Source organism: Olivibacter sp. LS-1, assembly GCF_008245145.1.
GTDB lineage: Bacteria > Bacteroidota > Bacteroidia > Sphingobacteriales > Sphingobacteriaceae > Olivibacter > Olivibacter oleidegradans.
Genome location: NZ_CP041643.1, coordinates 5,344,844 through 5,361,990 on the forward strand (window position 1 = coordinate 5,344,844; position 17,147 = coordinate 5,361,990).

A 17,147-nucleotide genomic window follows, 5' to 3' on the forward strand; every position below is an offset into this window, starting at 1 on the left:
TTTCAACTAAGGGTAAATCCGTCCAGATCCGACTAGTGTAATAAACGTTCGCATGGAGGTAGATCACGGTTTGTTGAAAAAATACTGGTTAGGACAGTGCTCGCCCGAAGAACGGCAGCGCGTGGAAGCTTGGATCGCCAGTGGCACTCCTCCTGATCGGGATCAGGCCCTGCGTACCGTCCAAAACGAAGCCACTATGAAGTCAGTGCTTTGGCAGCGCATCACCCAGCAAAGCCAGCTGGATGATGCGCCGGCACCAAATATAAAAAGCCCTTTTTATAAGCAAACGCTAATAAAAGTAGCCGCCTCGATTATTTTCCTGATGGGCATCGGCAGCTACCTCTGGACGCATCAGGACCTGTTTACCCCTCAAAAAGATTCCGTTCCGTATAAAACAGTTACCGTAGCAAAAGGAAAACAAATGCAAGTCATTTTATCCGATGGCAGCAAAGTTTACCTGCATGCGGGGAGTACACTCCAGTATCCGGTTCATTTTTCAAAAGAACAACGGAACGTCATCCTGCAAGGAGAAGGCTTTTTCGACATACAGCAAAATCCCGCCCAACCCTTTCAGGTAGAAGCCGGAGAAATTCAGATCCGTGTACTCGGAACCCAGTTCAACGTCAACAGTCGGAAACCCGGCAAAGAAGTCGTAACCGTTGAAACAGGCAAGGTGCAAGTGAGCGCAATAGGAGCGACAGATACCCTGACCCTTTCTGCGGGCATGCAGGGCCAGCATATAGCCGGATCACTCCAAGAGAAAAAGGTAAACAGCCAGCACTACAGCGGCTGGAAAAACGGCCAACTTCGATTTGATCACATACCTTTAGCAGAGGTTGCTTTAGAGCTGGAAAGATGGTACGATACCGATGTCAAGATAACCGATGCGGCACTCGCAAACACAAAAGTAAGGGCACATTTCAAAAATGCTACCCTCAAAGAGGTAGTGCACGACATCGCTTTTGCTTTACATATTCAGTATAAAATTAAAAACAAGGAGGTCTTATTCATCAAGTAAATACAACAAAATAGCCCGGTGTACGCATCGCCAAAATTGTTCACCGGGCCGAGCAATGAATTCTTAATCAATCACATTACTGTCATCAAAAATATGAACTTTTTGCCGTATAGCACCAAGGCATTTTCCGTTATTTGGAAAAAGGCCAGTATTCTCTTATGCATATTACTCATCGCTTTATCCGCCACAGCACAAACCAGCCTATTGAAAAAACGCATTAGCGTCCACTTAAACAACGTGTCTGTTTCCCAGATCCTAGAAGCCTTAGAGACCCATAGCGGGTGTACATTCGTTTACAGTGCCGATCTGCTTGATGTGGCAAGACAAACAAGCGTCCATCTTGATCATGTAACCCTCGAAGATGCACTGCAACAGCTCTTTCCCAATGGCATTGGCCAACTAGCGGTAAATGGTAACCGCATTAACCTGCAACCATCCGCCGGTAAAGGAACTATCCGAGGCGAAGTGCGCACCAACGATGGGCGGCCCGCAGGCTATGTCACCGTGAGCCTGGGTAGCAACAAGATGCAGGCAGATGAGAACGGCCGCTTCCAGTTCCGGCAGATAGAAGTGGGCACCTACCAATTAACTGCCGATTACGTAGGTGTCAAACGGCAGGCAAAAGAAGTGCAGGTACAAGCCAACCATACCAACGATATTTCCATTACCCTCTATGAAGATGCCCAGGCCCTACAGGAAGTGGTCGTAAACGGCGAGCGTGTAAACCGCTTTGCCAACAAAGAAACGGACTATGTTGCGCGCATGCCCCTGAGCAATCTGGAAAATCCCCAGGTGTACAGCGTTGTTACCAAACAGCTCATGCAAGAACAAGTTTCCTATACCATTGCTGATGCCATCCGAAATGCTGCCGGAGCCGTACCCGTTACCAATCCCTCGGGCGGCCTTAGCGCCTACTTCCGTGGCTTTGGTGTGGGCATCAATGCCAGAAATGGTATGGAATCCACTTCCGAGCGCTCTGCGATGGATCTGGCCAATATCGAGCGCATCGAAGTGCTGAAAGGCCCCTCAGGCACGCTTTTCGGTTCCTCCGTTTCGTCATTCGGCGGAGTAGTAAACCTCGTTACCAAAAAACCCATTGAAGCAAAACGAACAGAACTCAGCTATACCACCGGAAGCTTTGGACTGAACAGGGTAACGATTGACTTTAACACACCCCTTGACGCCGAAAAGAAAGTACTTTTTCGTATCAATAGCGCACTGCACCGGGAAAGAAGTTTCCTTTCCTACGGCTTTAACAATACGTTCCTGGTGGCGCCCAGTTTGAGTTATCGTGTCAATGAAAGGCTGTCCCTAAACGTAGATGCCGAGCTATTGCATGTACACAATACACAACCCATGAATTTTCTGATCCGCTCGGCGGATATTCAACAGCCCAGTGATATCCTTTTAGATTATCGCAAAACGCTTTACCATGATAATGTGGATGTAAAAAACCGTGCTACCCGCATCTATGCCGAAGCCGTTTACAAGCTGTCAGACAACTTTAAATCCACCACCCTCTTTTCATACGTTTCGGAAGATGTGGAGCGTAGTTATCAGCGTCCCGTAATATGGATGTCTCCCCGCACCGCTGTAAGGGCATCTGCTGTATATGGCCCCGTTTACAACGGTTACACCAATTTACAACATAACATTAACGGTACATTTGCAACAGGCAGCATCCGTCATAAATTGCTGTTAGGTGCTAATTATCGTCATTACGCCTCCAACTTTCTCTTTGCCGAAGCCCAGGTAATCGATCAGATTGATGTTACGCAACCCTTTCAGCCCGTGCTCCGGCAAAGTATTGATGAGCTGGTAAGCTATGCCCCCTTCCCTTCCCCCACACAAAACACCATCAGTGTTTATGCTTCCGATATGATAGAACTGCTGCCCCGGCTTTCTGCCATGTTATCGCTACGGATGGACCGTTTTGACAGGGAAGCCACGGAAGGGTCGGACGACGGTTTTGAGCAGACATCCTTTGCACCCAAATTCGGACTCGTTTATCAGCTGATACCCCAACAACTTTCCCTATTTGGAAACTACATGAGCGGTTTCCAAAATGTAGCCCCGGCGCTGCAGCCCGATGGCAGCAGACAGGTATTAGATCCCCTATTTGCCAATCAGGCCGAAGGCGGTGTAAAGACAGAACTCTTCAACAAAAAGTTTAGCTTCACCGCCAGTTACTATTATATCAAAATAGATAATGCCACACGCACCAATGCAGCACTGTTCATTGTGCAGGATGGTGAACAGGTCAGTAAAGGGATAGACCTCGAACTGATTGCACAGCCCTTAACCGGGCTTAATATAGTGGCAGGTTATGCCTATAATAACAACCGCATCATCAGCGCTTCGGACCCGGCCATTGAGGGTAATAAAGCAGCCAACGCACCGGAAAACGTAGCCAATATCTGGGCCTCGTACACCTTTCAGAAACGATTGAAAGGTCTGGGAGTTGGTGTAGGTTTGAACTATGTGGACAAAATGTACCGCGCCACGGATAATACCTTTTTCATACCGTCCTACAGCTTGGCAAATGCCGTTATTTACTATCAAAAGCAAGCCTGGGGTATACAGTTAAAGGCCAACAACCTCTTTGACAAGCGGTATTGGGACTACTGGGGAAACCCGCAAGCCCCTGCCAACTTCGCAGCCAATCTCAACTTCCGGTTTTAACATACCATTATAGCGCCGGGCAAAAGAGCCTGCCCGGCGCCATTACAACGATGACTCAACTAAAAAAAATTGTATCTGCCTTGCATCTCTGGCTCGGAATGAGCTCCGGCGCAATCGTCCTTCTATTGGGCCTAACAGGCTGTATTCTCGCCTTTGAAGTAGAAATAAAATCCGTCATTCATCCCCGTAACCGGCAAACCGAAGCCACCGCAGGGCAAACGCTCTCCTTTTCTCAGCTCATGCACACCGCTCAGGCATACTGGGGGGCTGAAAAGCCGGTATCCACACTTGAGCTATACAATAACCCCGCTAAAACGTGGCATTTTCGTGCTTTTAAAGAAAATGAAAAAAGCGGGCTTTGGTACTGGGAAGAAAAGAAATACTACGAATCCCTTTTTATTGATCCTCACAGCGGTCAAATCATGCATCACGAAAATTCCGAGTTTGAATTTTTCCGCATCATTCTTTATCTCCATTGGAGTTTATTGCTGGATACGGCCATCGGACAGCCGATGGTGGGCATTGCCACGCTTATGTATGTCCTGCTGCTCCTTAGCGGGCTCTACTTATGGTGGCCTAAAAGCAAAAAGGCAAGACGAAAACGCTTTTGGTTTCGTTGGAAATCCGGCACCGGTATCAAGCGAAAAAATTACGAGCTGCACAGCATATTGGGCTTTTATATGCTTAGCTTAGGCCTCATCATTGCACTAACGGGTATCTTATGGGCCTTCCCCTGGCTTGCCCGCCAAGTTGAAGTAGCGCTGAATCAAAAGCAACAGCCAAATGCTAACATAGTAACGAAACCGACATCATTTCCATATAACACCGCGCAAATGGATCCCTATGATGCCATATTACATGATCTAAAAAGCCAATACCCCGGTGCGCTGGGATATTTGTTTTATTTCCCAAAAGACAGCCAAACCGCGCAAATCAATACGCTGGTACGTTTCGAAAAAGTTTACGAAACCATCGTGCGTACATACAACACACAAACAGGAACCGTGATGGAGACCCATCGCTTTCGGGAGCAACCCACCGGAACCAAATTTAGGGCCATGTATTACGATCTTCATGTGGGCAGCATTCTGGGCTTGCCCGGCAAAATACTAGCATTTTCTGCATCGCTTATTTCCGCATCCCTTCCTCTTACCGGATTTTTCATCTGGTATAACAGAAGAAAAGGCGGTAGAAAAAACAGAAAGTTAACGAAAGGCGACTGATACGATGACGAGAAATAGGCGCTAGGGCGCAAAAAAAGACCTCACCCGGGGAGATTGAAGACTTTTAACACCCCGGGTTAGGCATCCAAGCTCCAATAGGTTTTTCTGAGCCTTTCCACATCCTGATCGCGATAGAGCTTTTTCCTGTTCACAATCTTTGCGACACGGATTTCACCCTGATTCTGGCAACGCAATAGGGTGCTTTTGCTAATCCCCACCCGATCCATCGTATAAGCCGCATCACGGTAAACGGTTTCTTCCTTTTCCTTTTGGAGAATGAAGCGTTGAATTTCGAGTGTATATTCTTTAAGGCCCCTCACTTCATGATAAAGTAAGCGAAGGAGATAAGCACACTGCGGGCATGGCGCAGGCCCTTTAGGTCTTGCGTTCATGATGGTTTGATTTAGGGTTTATAGCTTAAAAATTGATTCTTGCCTCATCAGCATTTTATCAATATCTTTGAGAGAAGAATTTTAAAAATTAACAGATGATATAAAAAGGAATATTTAACATATAAATTATTTAGCGACAGCTATTTCACCAAGCACCTCGAAGTCTCAAATTATTGAATGCACATGGTAAATAGACTGATCGCCCGCCAATGCGCGGGTGTCAGTTTGTTCATGTGCAATGGGTTTGAGACCCCAGAGGTGCTGAATGTACGGCCCGTTGCATTATTAACATGGCAGCAATTATCAATACTCAAGACCTCCTATCCCAAAAAATATACACTTTGGGATTTAGCAAAAATTTCCAAGACATCTGCAAGCGGCAAAAGCTCTATACCCTACAAAATATCATAGATCTTGGCCATCAGGACATAGCACACAATCCTGTTTACACTATTCCCTGGTTTAATGAACTCATGGATTTCCTAGACCAAAGGCAGATGCTCTATCTCTTAAACACGAATGTTAGAGGTGGTGGTTATTAATCAGATTAACTAGGTCCATCAGTAAGCGCCTTACCTTTATAATGGTATTGCGATCAGCAGTATGGTACTTTTTCCGCAGGCTTTCGTACGATAACTCTTCATGCTGCAGCGTGCCAATATGCTTACTAATAAACCGGAATAAGTTGCCTTTCTTAGGTGTTTCAACAATACGTGCCTCGTGCATCAGATGAATCAAGAAAAGTAATTGCATCGCTGAGATAGACACTCGAAAATATAAATCCTCTGTCTCTTTCTGTACCGATAATACCGCATTTAGTTCATCCCACACTTCCTTATAAAAGCGGTAATGATCCATTCCAAACAACTTCTTGGTAAGTGGAATGTGCAACTTCTCTTCATCCCAGAGGTCAATCAGCTCACTACGCGAAAGTAACTCCTGTTGCATATCGCCAAAATACTGCTGTATTTCCGTAAGCAATAACTTAAAAGCGTCTTGTAATCGCAGCAAGTCGTCCTTTTGCCAATGTTCCGATAATTTCTCCTCCTTGAAATAAGCCAAAAGTTTTTCTATACGCTTCAACCTTTCCCGCCAATCATTCATGCCACTTCTCATTTATGACGGATATAAAGCTTGCACGTTCGCTTTAAACTTCGCCCCTACAGATAAAACGGTTTTATTTTTACCTTTCAGTATCACGCACTTCGCCTGTACAGTAGCGATACGGTTACGGGCTACGATGGTCGATTTGCTTACTTGAATAAAACGCGGCGATGAAAGACGCTGCATCAACTCACTTAATGTATGGTCTACTGTAATCACCCCGTTTATGGTGTGAATCTGCACCCGTTTATAATTTGTGGTGATATAATCGATATCAACTAATTCAATAATATCCTTTTTACTTTTACCTGTTTTCACAGAAATGACTGCATCTAAATCGTCCGCCTCACCACTATATTGCAGCCCATTACTCCGATTAATCACCCGTTCTACCGCCTTACTGAAACGATCGAACGTAAATGGCTTTACCAGATAATCCACTCCATCCACATCAAAGACCTCGCTACCTAAGCGATTGTCCGCTGAACAGAATACTACATGAATATCCGGCTCCACTATCCGCCTAACAGCCCAACCATCTTTCCCTTTCATGTGAATATCTAAAAAGAGTAAATCAATTTTATGCCTTTCCAATAAAACAGGTACTTCCTCGGGGTTCGTTGTTGAACAAACCAAATTTAAGTTTGGTATTGCGCTAATGTAATTCTTAACAATGGTCACAGAAGCCTGCTCATCATCTACTACCATGCAGTTAAAGACTTGCTTAATTGAGTATTCGTTTATCATATTTATTGGTTAATGCTAATTTTTACGGTAAAATATGCTTCTTCTTCCGCCACCGTTAATTGAAATTCATTTTTAAATACGATCTCCAACCTTCTCCTTAAGTTTGACAAACCTGTTCCACTTGAAGTGACCGGTCTTGACCGCCGATCAAAGCGGTTCCTACAGGTAAATTCAACCAGGTCATCTGTCAAAAGTAATTTTATGTAAAGCGCATCTCCGTCGCCTGTAAAATCCCCATACTTAAACGCATTTTCCAAGGGTGTAATGAAGGCCATGGGCAATACACGCTGGCCGGCAAACGCTCCTTGCACTTCGGGTTTCAGGATTGGAATTTCCGGAAAACGGGCTTGTTGCAAAGCAAGAGCGGCTTCTACTTGCTGCCACTCTTTCGATACGACAATTTTGCGGGTACCTTGAGACGCATGTGTAAACGTATAGCGCGTTAGGCCAGAGAATGATGCCATTAGCTGGGCCCAGCGAGGCGAATATTTAAGTAATTCTCCGAAGAATAAATTAAAAATATTATGCACAAAGTGCGGATCAGCTTGCTTCGCTAATACGTCGTATTTTAGCTTTTCTAGTTCTTTCGCCATCAACGCTGCATACATCTTTGTCTTATATTCAATAATGGCCATTTCTATTTGCTTATTTTTGTATGCGCGGTATTTCAAAAAAACAAAAAGCCCCACAGCAAAAATGACCAATAAAATATAGTGCTTTGCCATGCGCCCTAGAAAACTCCAATCTAGTGGAGGCACCTTTTGATTTACCTTAAAGCCCAAATGAACCATCAACTTGTAGAGATATAAATATGCACCTGGTGCTGCCAAAAAATAAAATATTAGCAATAGCAGTAATCCTTTATACCAATGCTTCTTATTGAATACCAGAAATAGGATCCCTAGCAAAAGGTAAAATACAATCACTTTTAGAACAAAAATTCCAATAAGCGTACCGACACGTTGTTGCGGAAAATTTAATCGGGTGCCGATGTACACGATACCGAAATAAAGTAACCAACAAGCTGCTTGGATGCCCAGTAGCTTTTGTTGACCGGGCGATAGTTTAAATCGTGTTAATTGTACCATTGTTGATGCAAAACGTTAAACTGAGATTGAGGGATTTGATAGGCCTTATAGGTTAGCTTATCCAATAGAAAGAAATCATTACCAAGGGCTAGCAAAGCATGCAGCATCTCCTGAGGTTCTCTTCTACTTTCCGGTTGTTTTTTTGCGGGCACAAAGAAATCATTTCTATTGGCATAGAGGTGTAAGCTCGACCAGTTTTGCCATTGTGCCGGATAATGTTGTAAGTAAGAAGCAAAACCACTGTAGATTTTATACAAGGTGTACTCAATAAAATCCGGCAATGTCATCTCTTTTTTTTCAAAAGGGCCGAGCCATATATAGCGGAGACTCTTGTCTGCTTCACGGAAACAGCAAAGCGTATAAATCGGCACATCCAGTTTGTAGGCGAGGTAAGGCAAACCTTTCCGAAGCAATTGATGCTGTGCCAAAAATGGTGTGCGCACGGTATTGACACCCGTTATAGCCTGCGCTCCTTGGTACCCATCCAAATACGTTAAAACATTCGATCCCTGTTCAAGCGCACGCTTCATTTTAAACGCCACCTTTGGATCTGTTGCATTTAATGTTGAAAAGGCAGTTTTTCTTGAAGTAGAACGCATTCCTTCTTTGATCTTATCAAAGAATTGCCTTTGCTCGCGATATGCATAATCGCCTATCAGCAACGCTAAAGGAATTTGTGATCTGTATAGTAAATAATTAATTAGCCGGTAAGACCCCGTATGAAACGTGCAGATCAATCCGGGTCGTTTCCTTAACCGTTCTAGGTATACCTCATCCCATCCTTGAATTATAAAAGGGTGTTCATCGTTAAAAAATGATTCATCAAGTCTGTTCCATTGCCTATTTAAAATGGCTTCACTAAACCATTTCTGATGCAAAGTAGCCGGAACGCCAGGCATAAAATGCGTTAGATTAGCACTGAAGAAAGCATAAGTATTCAGCATCTGCGGATGGCATTTCCATGATGACTTCGCCAGCCGCTGCTTCAGGCTGATTAATTTATTTTCATAATTGTTTAACATGATTATTTACATAAATGGTTTATAAAAACACTGCCCTTAGGGTCGGGCAGTGCTTGAAAAAATTAAAGATCCCAATACTCACAATCGTCAATCAAATTCATGATTCCATAGCGAAAACACAGATCGGAGAATCCTAGGGCTTGTTCAGGTAAAATCAACGGTTTTAACATTTTATCTATTGTTTAATTTAAGTACCGATTTTATCGAAGGCATCGGTATTAACCTACTCAATAGCTATGAGATTTTGGTGATCACGGTTCAAACATCTAATTTTTTCCGTAAAAATCTAAATAAATCGGCCGTAATTACTTTTACGGGTACCGAAATTGCATTTTTACAAAGATTTCCATTAGAGAATACACCTTATGTCACCTAAATAAAGCCCTCTAGGTTACCCTCGGCCAGTTGACTTCTTAAGGCATAAACGGATTGTCACCCCCGTCACTTGATTCATCATCTTTTCCTGCGTTTATTCGTCTTATTACCAATAAATCGCATATATGAAAGCATCTTTATCAAAAACACAACAGCCCCTTAAACCCCGCGTAGGGATTGAATTTCCATACATCTCCGATCCCGTCCAACTATCCTATAACTTACCAAAAAACACTACCTATCGCTTACGTTATGGACATTGCAGGCACTGGCAACATCCAAAGTTTACCGTCATTGAACAATATTGCCAGACCAAAGACACTTATATATACCTTTCTGAGATTGTTCCTTCCATGGAGTTAACCGTGAATTTTATTTATACCCATGATGACTTGTATTTTTTTTATCAATTAAAAGGTAATACAAGGTTGTGGATTGATCAGAAAAAAGCAGCTATCTTACGTATGAAGGAACAACATTATCAGATTAGCCATCTTCCGGCAGGGCATCACCAAGCCTATTATAAAAAAGAAAAACGGTATCTCACCTTTTATTTTATTATCGATCGATCCTTGCTTTTGCATTTTCAGGATAACTCCTTATCCTTTCTAAAAGATCTTCTCTTCAAGTTAACCTATAAACCGGAAAAATTTGGAAGCACCATTAGCATTCCGCTCAGCGCCAAAGCAAAGCTTTATCTTTACAGGTTGTTTCGTTTGCCAAGGCAAAATGAGCTCTCACTGGAAAGGTATGTCCCTCCCATCTTGTTACAACTGATAACACTTGCCCGGCAAGAATACAGTGAAGAATACCAATCACAGAACAAGCTCATATTAAAGCTGCAACAAATAAGACAACAAGTGCAGGAGAATATAAAAGAAAGTGTTGCATTTACCGTAGAAGAACTGGCACATAATCACCAATTAACCACAAATTACTTAAACCAAGTGCACCGACGTCATTATCATGAGAATTTGCAGCGTTATATTACCCGAACAAAATTGGCAGAAGGATACAGACAGATTGTGGAGGAAGGCATCACTCCTACTGCAGTTGCTTTAGATTTGCTATTCTACGACGGCGCAGCATTTACTCGAGCTTTTAAGAAAGAATTTGGTATCCTACCTAGTATTTTATACTTCAGGTATCACAAAAAATAAAGTATAATAAAATGTTCAGCATCCTTAAATTAAGTATTGATTAAAATGCCAGTGATAACGACTGGCATTTTATCTCAATCTAGCGAACAACTCGTACCTTATACAATTTAACTGACGGAATATGAAGCTTGAATGTTGGGTTCTCACCGTAAATATTAAAAGTCCACCAGCTTTCTTCTGCAATCGTGTATATCAACGCCTTAGACTCATTATGATAATTAGCAGATTTGATATTGACGCGCTTTGCCAGTGGAGTAAAAGGTTCAAAAGACTCCTTCCGAAGATCAAATGTCCACACGCCATGATGCGTTGAAATCAAAAATTGCGTATTATTTATGCTACTCAATTCATGTCCGCCTTCATCGGGCAATTTGTACGTTTTCAATAAAGTCAATTTAGGTTTGTTACCAGTCCAATTTACCAACTCATAAATCCTTAATTCATCAAAGCCGAGTGCCAACACTTGCTTGCTTGCTAAATTCCAAACAACCCCATGTCCTGAATATAGACTATCTCTGTAAAGCACCTTTTCCGGATATCTGATATCATATACCTCCAGGCTGTTGCCTTTTTGATGCGTAGAATTAGCCACGGCAATACGCCCTCCCGGCAACAAGTCAGCGGAGTGAGCCATTGGTGTTTTAGCATAAAAAAGCACTTTCTTGGTAGCAATATCGAGCAATATGGTTGCCCCGCTGGAAGCTGTTAAGAGCAACTTAGTACCATTGTCCACCGGTTTACAGTCGTCCAATGTACTAAGTAGTTGCTGATAATCCTGAGGGAGTTGCTTTCCGGCGTCACTCACTTTCCATTTCCATCGATAGTTCACTTGGCCTTTATAAGCATCCTTTTTCGCTAAGATAAATACCTGATCTTCCCCGCAGGCTACCAAATCGCCTGATTCAGGTTTAACGTTATCACCTTGCGCAAACGCACTTTGAAATACCGTAATCAGTAAAAACAAAACAATTAATTTATGCATGCTATTGTATTTTGTCCCATCCGGGATTTTGTGTCAGGTTCGTGTTCAACGTAATTTCTTCTTGCGGAATAGGACTAAGATACTCCCAATCTTCGAAGTTCTTTTTAGTAATGTTATAGGGCGTCAGCCTTCCCGAATTGCCTTCCGAAAGGCCATTTACACTGGACAATTTAAAATATTGCACACCACTTACCCGATCCGTAGGCAATGGATCCGTGCTATTCACCACATATAAATCGTACTTACCATCCCGATCCAAATCGATCAGCTGGTTAAACCCTTTAATATAAATACCCTGGTATTCAGAGCGGAACAGATGGCCCTCGTTCCATCTAATGAGATCATCGCGCCTAAAACCTTCAAAAGCCAACTCCACTCTTCTTTCACGACATATCTCCAACACATTTGGGTCAGTTGTTCTTTTATATCTATTAAGCTGTAGCGCATCAGTCAAAAGCGGCAAGGTCATTTTCTTCATCACTCCGGCCCTCTCCCGCAGCCTATTCACTGTTAGGTCCAAATCACTTTGTGTTAATCGTCCTAATATTGCCCGCGCCTCTGCGTAATTCAGCAGCACTTCCGCATAACGAATCAAAATCGCGTCTCTGCTATCGTTTCCCTGATCTTCCAAAGGAGGGCCCACACGTTTCGTCACTTGATACCCCGTTCTATTCTGCGCGAAGTCATTTACCGATTTAGAGGACGTACCAATCCGTACATAACCAGGGTACACCACTGATTGCTTTAATCTCAAATCGCGATTTTGAAATTCATCAAAATATTCAACCTTCATAATATCACCTCCACGCGAAGTATAGTACGAATCGCCCTCGATGGTTGTATAGTCACTTATTAAAGAATGTGTGGCACCGTAATTTCCATTAGAAGTAGAGGTAAACTCCGGCGTATAGTAAAAATAGATCTGGCTGGCAGACCTAGCAAGTATTACTTCATCAGGGTTGGCTTCGGCGGCTTGAAACATTGCCGCATAATCCGTCTCCGGTGCGGCAGTTGTATAGATATTATATACATTTGCGTCCATGAGTTCTTTTGCAGCAGCAGCACACTCCTCCAACCATTTGTCTGCATCCGGTAAATTTTCTGCTGAATGGTATTTACGCCATGATCCTTCAAAAAGCGAAATTCTAGATTTTAGCGCCAGGGCGGTCCATTTCGAGATCCTGTTCTTATTTTTTTCTGCCGGCAGATGCTCGATCGCAAAATTTAAATCACTCAATACGTGATCCATCACCACCGTCCTCTCATCACGACCTTTATACAGATCCTCATCATTTGTACCTAAAACCTTGGTGTACAGTGGCACATCTCCAAAGGTTTTTACCTTTTTAAAATAAAACCAAGCTCTAAAAAATTTCGCTAGGCCAAGATACCTATTCTTTAACTCCTCATCTTTAGTATACTGTTCAACGTTCGTTATAAAATAGTTGAGGTTTCGAAGCTCTGTCCAACTCCAGCCACCGCTACCTAAAGCCGTAGGAAGCGTGTATAAAGCGGTCCGTATCGTAGGTGGACTAGCAATATGCTCCATATTATCGCTGAACTTATCGTCTTTGATACTATTAAAATCCAAGGAGTTGTAAAAACCATTAGAAAAAGTCTGCAGTCCGGCTTCATTTTCAAAAATAGCAGGAGATTCGGCTATCTGCGTTTCAGGTGTTATATCAAATGCGCTTTCGCAACCCAAAAGGCTCCATGCCGAAAACGTCAAGCAGGCTATCTTATATATCACTTTCATAGTTATTTTGCTTTAAAATTTAAGTTCAAGACCAAAAGAATAGGTTCGCTGAATGGGATACGCCGTACCCAACCCCACACTGGCTTCATTTGCATCCGGATCTTTCTGCAAGCCTTCCGGGTCAAGCGTCTCGTGCAAATTGGTCAATTCAAACAAGTTCGTTCCAGCCAGATAAAGCCGTAAATATTTAATGCTGTTCTTAAAAAGATGCGTTGGAAAGGAATATCCGATGATCAGATTCTTCAACCGCAGATAAGATGCATCCTGTAAATACCGGGTCTGCGGAACACCCAAATCATTGTTACCTAAGGCAACATAACCCTGCGGTTTAGGGAAATAAGCATTTGGATTTTCAGGCGTCCACCGGTTTTCCACTACATGTTCCAATAATACTTGGTATTTCCGGTTATACGAGCTCCAGAAATTAGCCGTTTCGGCCGTTGGATAAATATCCCTTTTACCCACCCCGTTAAAAAAAGCACTCAGATCAAACCCTTGGTAGGCGAAGTTCAAATTAATGCCATATAAATATCGCGGCGTCGTATTTCCAATGATCCGATAATCACCATGATTGGCCAAGGTCCAGTCGCCACGATTAATTACGCCATCATTATTACTATCTTCAAACTTTATATTACCAGCACCAACAAACTGTCTATAGCTGCTGGTTTGCAATAGCGGGCTATTCTTGGCTTCCTCATCTGATTGAAAAAGACCCAACGTATTTAAGCCCCAAATCTCACCGATTTCCTGTCCGACGTAGTAGTCACCTAAGTAGTTAGTAGGGTTGTAATAATCCGTGATAACCGCTTTATAGTCAGAAAGATTAAACCGTATATCATAAAAGAAAGGTTTAGCGCTGCCGATCTTATCCTTCCAAGACAAGGTAAGTTCCCAGCCCCTATTTCTCAAGGATGCAATATTTTCTTTGGGTACCGCTGCGCCAAATACCGAAGGAAGTGAATAGATCGGCGCCAGCATGTTGTCTGTATTGCGCTGATAATAATCAAATACGACAGCAAGCTTGCTATTAAGCAATTGTATATCGGCTCCTAAATCAATGGTTTTCGAAGTTTCCCAGGTAAAATTTTGTGAGATGGGTGCAGGAGAACTCGTGTAGGCATACCTCTCGCCATTCAACATATAGGTAGATTGGCTCAGGGACAAAATAGACAGGTAGTCAAAAGAGCCTATATTTTGGTTCCCCAACGAACCAAAAGACCCCCGCAATTTAAACTCATTGACGAACGGTTTTAGCGATTCGAAAAATCCCTCTTCCGATACACGCCATCCCATAGAAAAAGACCCAAAATAAGCACCTCTCATATCCTTCCTGAATTTGGACGTATAGTTATGCATACCGTTAACCTCTAACAGGTACCGATTATTAAATTGGTAATTCCCTCTCAGAAATATACTTCTGTTTGCATAACCATCGTCGGTATCACTGGCATTGAAAATTCCGGTAGCCAAGTTTAAAGAATGCTCATCGATTCCCAATATTGGATTTTGGCGCTCTACCGTTTCGTAATGCTCGCTATATCTTTCAAAAGTCATCCCCCCGGTCAAGTCAATCTCATGCAAACCGATTGCTTTTTTGTAATTGGCATATGCGTTTACATTGAAGGTTTCTGCTTCCGTATTACTTTTATAAATTTTAGACGGACCCGCATCTGCATAATGAGACAATACAATATTCCGATTATTGAATGAGTGCGATAGGTACGGGCCTGTATTATCCCACCAACGATTTCTATACCAATGGTAATACATATAAGAGGCGTCTGCATGCAAGGTCAAACTTTTGTTGAGCAAGGATATATCCGTGCCGATCTGGTTCAAAAAACTACTCGTATTCGTTTTATATTCCGATTGGTTCTGGATGAATTCCTTATAGAAACCAATATCGGTTGGAATTTTTTCGCCATTTATGTCAATGTATTCCGGCAGTAGCGGATTGGTATTATCGATAAAACGCCAAGGATTAGAACTAAAGCCATATAAGTAGGTGTTTGGGATATCGTCACGTCTCAAAGTAGCGGAGCTTTTCGTAAACACACTCACCTTATCACTAAACTGATAGGTCGTGTTTGATCGCAAATTATAGCGATTAATTTTTTCGGGTTTGAACTTCAGATTTCCCTCTTCATAGTTATAATCGCCCGAAACATAATATTTAAATTTGTTGGTGCCACCTCGCACACTTAGATGATGATTCTGTTCCGGTGAATATTTCCGAAACCATTCTTCATAGTAATTGATGACAGGCCCACCCAGAAGAAGCGTGGCTTTCCCGCCAATATTCTGCAAGTCATATAAAGGCAAGGTAGGATCAGCATTCACTAAAAAAGGATATTCTACCTGTGGTTCGGTGAAGTATGTTTGACCGATATTTCCGTTAAATTCTTCTTCCTGTATTTTAGTATAATCTAAGCCTGTATATACTTTAGGAACACGGGTAGCCTTTCCCCATTTAAAATTATTATTGTAACTAATCTCTGTTTTCCCGGCTATCCCCTGTTTACTTTGTACGAGAATAACGCCGTAAGCCGCACGTGCGCCATAAATAGCTGCGGAAGAAGCATCCTTCAAAAAGGAAATATTATCTATATCCTGTGGCGAAATATTATTAAACTCAAAAGAAGAGATCGGTACGTTATCCAGCAATATAAGCGGGCTGCCCCCATTAATAGAGGTTGTACCGCGAATATTAAAGGACGCACCCCTCCCGGGCTTTCCGTCGCTTATATTAACATTCAGGTTAGGTACTTGACTCTGAAGAGCCTCACCCATTGAAGTTAATTTATAACGTTCCAATTGTTCAGCCTCCACTTTATCCACCGCCCCCGTCAAATTAATCTTTTTCTGCGTACCGTACCCAACTACTACGACCTCATCGAGGCCTGCCATGTCTTCCAACAGGGAGATCGTGATACGCTGGTTACCGGCGATAGGCACCTCCGTTGTTTTATACCCTATCGACTTTGCAATCAACGTACCCGTAGATGGCACGCTTATTCGGAACAGCCCGTTCTCATCAGTGCTGACCACCTTCTTGGGATTCGATTGCAATGTAATGCTTACACCTGACAGGGGTCTGTTCAGCGTATCATTTACAATACCCTCCACCATCATTTCCTCTTGTTTATTGACCGATTCCGGAGAACCACTCCGCTTCTCTTTATCCTCATATACCGCAATCTTATTGTCAATCACCTTAAACACCAGCGGCGTATTCTGTAAGGCAAGCGTTAAGATTTTTTCTACACTCATCCTTTCATTTACTAAATTGACCTTCAATCCCTTGATGTCTGTTTCATTATAAGAAAACTGAAAATCTGTGCGCTTTTCTATTTCTCTAAAAACTTCTATCAGCGGCAAGTCTTGCCCGGCAATAGTTAGTTCGGTTGTTTTAATTGTTTGTGCCTGTACCGGGATATACATCAAGATTGATAATAAGAACGTTATCCCTATTACGCCATACCGTGTCGATCGCTTATACAAAATGGACGTTAAGGCTAGATAATTCAATATTTTTTTATGGTAATGAAATAAATATTCCATACTTTAGATTTTAAATAAAATAGTTTTACAGATT

General features: G+C 42.6%; 12 protein-coding genes. 4 read left to right on the forward strand and 8 right to left on the reverse strand.

Going from position 1 to position 17,147, the window contains the following annotated elements:
• Positions 1 to 52: 52 nt before the first annotated feature.
• From FKG96_RS22190 to FKG96_RS22200, 3 genes are all read left to right on the forward strand, one after another.
• Entirely contained in the window at positions 53 to 1,018 is a 966-nt protein-coding gene (locus FKG96_RS22190; RefSeq protein ID WP_149106112.1) for a FecR family protein, read from the forward strand.
• Positions 1,019 to 1,111: 93 nt separating this feature from the next.
• Complete coding sequence (locus FKG96_RS22195) at positions 1,112 to 3,700, forward strand: TonB-dependent receptor (protein WP_149106113.1); 2,589 nt, start codon at positions 1,112 to 1,114, stop codon at positions 3,698 to 3,700.
• Between the two features lie 50 nt (positions 3,701 to 3,750).
• Complete coding sequence (locus FKG96_RS22200; RefSeq protein ID WP_149106114.1) at positions 3,751 to 4,923, forward strand: PepSY domain-containing protein; 1,173 nt, start codon at positions 3,751 to 3,753, stop codon at positions 4,921 to 4,923.
• A gap of 77 nt (positions 4,924 to 5,000) precedes the next feature.
• Here FKG96_RS22200 and FKG96_RS22205 read toward each other — a convergent pair whose 3' ends face one another.
• The 5 genes from FKG96_RS22205 to FKG96_RS22230 form a co-directional block, all read right to left on the reverse strand.
• Entirely contained in the window at positions 5,001 to 5,315 is a 315-nt protein-coding gene (locus FKG96_RS22205; protein WP_149106115.1) for a hypothetical protein, read from the reverse strand.
• 522 nt (positions 5,316 to 5,837) lie between these two features.
• Positions 5,838 to 6,431: a hypothetical protein gene (locus tag FKG96_RS22215; RefSeq protein ID WP_149106116.1), complete on the reverse strand. Its 594-nt coding sequence runs from the start codon at positions 6,429 to 6,431 to the stop codon at positions 5,838 to 5,840.
• A complete protein-coding gene (locus FKG96_RS22220) occupies positions 6,432 to 7,166 on the reverse strand; it encodes a LytTR family DNA-binding domain-containing protein (RefSeq protein ID WP_149106117.1) in 735 nt (244 codons plus the stop codon).
• A gap of 2 nt (positions 7,167 to 7,168) precedes the next feature.
• Positions 7,169 to 8,254, reverse strand: coding sequence for a sensor histidine kinase (locus FKG96_RS22225; RefSeq protein ID WP_149106118.1), 1,086 nt, complete (start codon positions 8,252 to 8,254; stop codon positions 7,169 to 7,171).
• Complete coding sequence (locus FKG96_RS22230) at positions 8,242 to 9,276, reverse strand: hypothetical protein (RefSeq protein WP_130856662.1); 1,035 nt, start codon at positions 9,274 to 9,276, stop codon at positions 8,242 to 8,244. The genes FKG96_RS22225 and FKG96_RS22230 overlap by 13 nt, the downstream gene beginning before the upstream one ends.
• 500 nt (positions 9,277 to 9,776) lie before the next feature.
• On the opposite strand from FKG96_RS22230, the gene FKG96_RS22235 reads away from it, so the two are divergent.
• Entirely contained in the window at positions 9,777 to 10,811 is a 1,035-nt protein-coding gene (locus tag FKG96_RS22235; RefSeq protein ID WP_149106119.1) for an AraC family transcriptional regulator, read from the forward strand.
• Positions 10,812 to 10,890: 79 nt separating this feature from the next.
• On the opposite strand, the gene FKG96_RS22240 is transcribed toward FKG96_RS22235, so the two are convergent.
• From FKG96_RS22240 to FKG96_RS22250, 3 genes are read right to left on the reverse strand one after another with little or no spacing between them, the layout of a single operon-like run.
• Positions 10,891 to 11,793, reverse strand: a complete 903-nt coding sequence (locus FKG96_RS22240; protein WP_149106120.1) for a DUF6528 family protein — start codon at positions 11,791 to 11,793, stop codon at positions 10,891 to 10,893.
• Between the two features lies 1 nt (position 11,794).
• Positions 11,795 to 13,549 carry a RagB/SusD family nutrient uptake outer membrane protein gene (locus tag FKG96_RS22245; protein WP_149106121.1) on the reverse strand — a complete coding sequence of 585 codons (1,755 nt, stop codon included), beginning with the start codon at positions 13,547 to 13,549 and terminating at the stop codon, positions 11,795 to 11,797.
• Between the two features lie 12 nt (positions 13,550 to 13,561).
• Positions 13,562 to 17,113, reverse strand: a complete 3,552-nt coding sequence (locus FKG96_RS22250; RefSeq protein ID WP_149106122.1) for a SusC/RagA family TonB-linked outer membrane protein — start codon at positions 17,111 to 17,113, stop codon at positions 13,562 to 13,564.
• Positions 17,114 to 17,147: the final 34 nt, after the last annotated feature.